The organism is Microcystis sp. M179S2 (assembly GCF_020245805.1).
GTDB classification, from domain to species: domain Bacteria; phylum Cyanobacteriota; class Cyanobacteriia; order Cyanobacteriales; family Microcystaceae; genus Microcystis; species Microcystis aeruginosa.
Genome location: NZ_JADBUE010000371.1, coordinates 1 through 2,939, shown reverse-complemented (window position 1 = coordinate 2,939; position 2,939 = coordinate 1). Strand labels below are relative to the sequence as shown.

Sequence of the window (2,939 nt, the reverse complement as noted above, 5' to 3'; positions counted from 1 at the left end):
TAGGGAGGCACAATTATTTGTAGGATGGGTTAGCGGTAGCGTAACATGAGCGGGCGTTGGGTTTCATGCTTCAACCCAACCTACGTTCATCTTATATTTAATTCCACCCACCCACTTAGCAAGTTATTAAACCTGTTCGTTATCAATCATGGAATCCCCTAGTGCGCCTAAATGAAGTGTAAAAAATTTACCACCTCTATTCTTGGATTCGCCAGTTGTACTGCCTCTCCGTTCACGAATCAAATAGGCGGATTATATTGCTAGAACTAAAAAAAGCGGGTTGAACCCCGCTTGTCATCAAAAACTAAGCCAACTTAAAGGCATCTCGCCAACACCAGCGCAACAGGGTAAAAGCTATCAAACCTTTAACCACTTCTAGAAACCAGTAACCAATCTGCAAGGACATCATTTCTCCCGACATTCCCGACGCGGTAACGGGAGCTAGTAAACCCATAGCACTCAGATTGGGAGTGAGAAAATAGGTGTAAATTAGGGTGATTACTAAGAGAACACCGGCGAATAGAAGCGATCGATGTTCGGGGAGATGGATTAAGGTATGATAGCGGTGGAAGACAACAAAGCTACACAGCACAATCGCCGCACAAACTAATTCCAGATGGTTAAAAATGCCAAATAGCAAGTAACCAGCACTGGCAAAGCCATTTTGTGTCATCATGCCAGCTACGGATAAGCTGGGGAGAATGATTAAATCGATGACGAAACTGGCACTTAACCAGAAACCGAGAACAACCATGGCTAGGGTTGTCCAATTAAACCAAGACCGATAACGCTCAACAAAAGTTTTCATTAGGCTTGCTCCTCGTTGCCTTTATAATTTAATTGTAAAGAGCGTTCGCCAAAATTTTGGCCAGTTTTTTGGTAATTCTTAGCAATTCTTATCAATTCTTATAATATCAACTTAGTTTTCCGGAAGGACAACCAAACAATACCGCTCTTATCTCTAGATTTGGCTACCCGCTCGGCGCAGAATTGTAAAGATTTATCAACAAGTGTTTATAAAAACCTTTAAATATTGACCAAGCTGACAATTATAGACTTACCCTGAAACAATAACTGACTATCTACGGGTTTACTGTTATGGATAAGGATTTTCGTAACTATCGCATGGTTTGCACCCTCACCTTCGGAGATATTTACGGACAAATAATCGTCTGGTTAATCGTTATTTTTCTTACTCTCGCTTCCACTCTAGCTCTTTGGAGTAGCACTAGACAAATTTTCGCCCTCGCTACCGTGGGGTTAGTCGTCGTCCTCTCTTTGCCTTTTTTACTCTTTGCTTTCGTTACTACCCTCCTCAATCATATTGAATTCGTTCCCATCGAAGCGGAAACCAACATTCGTCGTGGTCCTGTCCCCGGAGTTAGCGGCAGCCGTGTACCCGCAGCCAGCTAAATCCGACCAAATCCCCAATCAATAATCTAGAGACGTTGTCAGCAACGTCTCTAGCAGTTTTTGCCCTTGTTTGCGTCGGGGTTTCTCGTTCTAGATTTTTGTTAATTTTTGTAAATTTAACTTGTTTTTAACCACTTTTTCTGGTAGGGATTATCCAGAGAAAAATAGATGAAAGAGGGAAATCGTCAAGAGAATAATCTTGTTTGCTGCCTGATCCCGGTCAATGATAAATTTTAAAATACCTAGTCTTTTACATTTTCCCAACTCTCGGAGTGATCCCCGATGTTAAAAAATCTCTTTGGTGGCAAAAAATCTGACTTTTACCTAGAACTAAAAGAAACCGATGGTGAACAAAAAGCGACAGCAACCACGGCAGCAGCCGCGCCTGTTGTGGAAGCGCCTGCCCCTGCTGTGGAGTCTGCTGCCGCCCCCGTAGCCGAGAAAAAAGCCAAAAAAACTTCTGTTAAGAAAGAAAAGCAAGTAAAAGAAACTCCCGCCGCTCCTGTGAGCGCACCGGCACCCGTAGCCGCTACTAACGGTAAAGTAGAGCCGCAAGAAGTGGAATTTGCGACAAAATACTTGATTACTCCTAGTCTGTCTCGCCGTCGCCCTGGTCCAAGTTTGAATGGTTTCAAAGACATGGCGCGCAAAGCGAAACTACCTGCTAACCGCGGCTAAATCCCCCCGGGATTGCTTTCTCAAAAAAAAAGGAGAGCTTTCTTTGACTCTCCTTTTTCATCAGGGTGCATCTACTGACTCAAGTGTAGCAGAGAGTTTTTTTAGGGTTGGTTATTTAGGTTACTGCCTAGAGTATTTTGGCGATAATTATCACCTGTCTTCTTGGGCAATTTTTAAAACCTAGGACTAGGTTGGCTGGTGGACGGGTGCAAAATCAGCATTCATATTCTTGATTCGGCAACGCCATTAGGGATTAACTTTCGCCGCTCGGATTAGCCAACCGATTACCCCACCCGTAACACCACTGAGGATCGAACTGAGCGCAGCGGTGATCACCACTACTCCGATCTGTTTCCAGTTTTTCAATTCCCCGACTTTTTCGGCGAGATCGGTGGTTTTCCCCGCCGCGTTCTCTATAACTTTAACTCGATCGCTTAAACCCTCTATCTTCGCGTCTAGGGTTCGGATATCGCCTTTAATTTCCGACTGCCCTAACTCTAAATTCTTCTGTCCGTTTTCTATGGTGGTTAGTCGGTTTTCCAGGGTGGTTAGTCGGTTTTCGATCGCCTTTTGTCCGTTGGCAATACCGATGATTAAATCCTCTAATCTTTTTAAATCTTTTTCAGTTGCGGCTGTCATCAGTTAAACTCCTCTTAGTTGAATTTTTCTTGCCCCGATTCGATACTTTATTGATTGCGGATAACTTTCTCATCGGAAATTTTGGGTCTGAAACCCCGCCGTTCTAGGTTGGCTTTACGTTAGAATTAAAAGGCCAGTCTCGAAAACCAAGTGGACGGCGCAGCACCTTGAAAACTCGGCTTAGGGGGTTCCGACCAGAAAAGCTTGGC

4 protein-coding genes are annotated in these 2,939 nt (G+C 44.0%); 2 read left to right on the top strand and 2 right to left on the bottom strand.

What is annotated here, in order from left to right:
* Positions 1–304: 304 nt before the first annotated feature.
* The gene (locus IM500_RS23210; protein ID WP_002792980.1) at positions 305–808 is read right to left on the bottom strand and encodes a hypothetical protein; all 504 of its coding nucleotides are present in this window, start codon (positions 806–808) and stop codon (positions 305–307) included.
* Positions 809–1,098: 290 nt separating this feature from the next.
* Between IM500_RS23210 and IM500_RS23205 the strand changes: the two genes are divergently transcribed.
* Together IM500_RS23205 and IM500_RS23200 are read left to right on the top strand one after the other, a co-directional pair.
* Positions 1,099–1,413 (top strand): hypothetical protein, encoded by a 315-nt coding sequence (locus IM500_RS23205; RefSeq protein ID WP_002735918.1) that lies wholly within the window; start codon positions 1,099–1,101, stop codon positions 1,411–1,413.
* A 282-nt stretch (positions 1,414–1,695) separates the two neighbouring features.
* Positions 1,696–2,091, top strand: coding sequence for a hypothetical protein (locus tag IM500_RS23200; protein ID WP_190722705.1), 396 nt, complete (start codon positions 1,696–1,698; stop codon positions 2,089–2,091).
* Positions 2,092–2,337: 246 nt separating this feature from the next.
* Here IM500_RS23200 and IM500_RS23195 read toward each other — a convergent pair whose 3' ends face one another.
* Entirely contained in the window at positions 2,338–2,730 is a 393-nt protein-coding gene (locus IM500_RS23195) for a hypothetical protein (protein ID WP_190722704.1), read from the bottom strand.
* Between the last annotated feature and the right edge of the window lie 209 nt (positions 2,731–2,939).

Excerpts from the sequence above, each read along its gene's own strand:
- IM500_RS23205 (WP_002735918.1), top strand. The coding sequence starts at position 1,099 with ATGGATAAGGATTTTCGTAACTATCGCATGGTTTGCACCCTCACCTTC.
- IM500_RS23195 (WP_190722704.1), bottom strand. The coding sequence starts at position 2,730 with ATGACAGCCGCAACTGAAAAAGATTTAAAAAGATTAGAGGATTTAATC.
- IM500_RS23210 (WP_002792980.1), bottom strand. The coding sequence starts at position 808 with ATGAAAACTTTTGTTGAGCGTTATCGGTCTTGGTTTAATTGGACAACC.
- IM500_RS23200 (WP_190722705.1), top strand. The coding sequence starts at position 1,696 with ATGTTAAAAAATCTCTTTGGTGGCAAAAAATCTGACTTTTACCTAGAA.